The 746-nt window shown below is 65.1% G+C and carries 1 protein-coding gene; it reads left to right on the top strand.

The genetic code is table 11. The annotated features are described in order from the left end of the window. Positions 1-116: 116 nt before the first annotated feature. On the top strand, positions 117-746 hold a 630-nt coding region (locus tag QCE58_RS33995; RefSeq protein ID WP_309781261.1), incomplete at its 3' end, for a response regulator transcription factor.

A 746-nucleotide genomic window follows, 5' to 3' on the forward strand; every position in this document is an offset into this window, starting at 1 on the left:
GTGAGCGCGACGGAACCGGAAATCCGCGAGCGCATGCGCCTGCACGCCAACGGCGAACGTCACGTCGCGCTCGATGCGGCCGCGCTCGGCCGTCCGAAGCTGCGGAGGGCGTAACGATGATGTCCGGTACGCACGAGCCGCATCGCATCGTCATCGTCGAGCCGGATGACGGCGTTCGGCAAAAACTGCGCGCATTTCTTTCGAGCTATTACCCGGCGATGCGAACGATCTCGAATGCAGAGACGCTCGCCGTCGAGATCGAGCACACGAAGCCTTCGCTGATCCTGCTCAGCAACGAACTGACCGACACGCCCACGGCAGCCGTGCTCTGCGATCTGCGCACGCTGCATCCGGATATCGCGGTGCTCGTCATCGGCGCGCCGCACGGCTGGATGGACGCCATCACCTGTCTCGATCTCGGCGCCGACGACTTCGTGCAACTGCCCTGCAACGAGCGCGAGATTCTTTCACGGATGCGCAATCTGTTGCGTCATCGCGCCGGGCGTGCATTGCCGGTCACGCCCGGCGACGGCAAACTGCGCCTCGGCGACTTCGTGCTCGATCCGGCGAAGCGCACGCTGAAGCGCAAGCGCGTGGCCATCGACGTACACGACAGGCTCATCGAACTGCTCGCATTGTTCGCGCGCAATCCGATGACGGTGATGTCGCGCCTGCGCCTCACGCGTCAGTTGAGCGAGCAGGGCTGCGCGCTGTCCGAGCGCTCGGTCGATGCGCTCGTGTGCCGT

Origin of the sequence: Caballeronia sp. LZ028 (assembly GCF_031451415.1) — a bacterium.
Taxonomy (GTDB): Bacteria; Pseudomonadota; Gammaproteobacteria; order Burkholderiales; family Burkholderiaceae; genus Caballeronia; species Caballeronia zhejiangensis.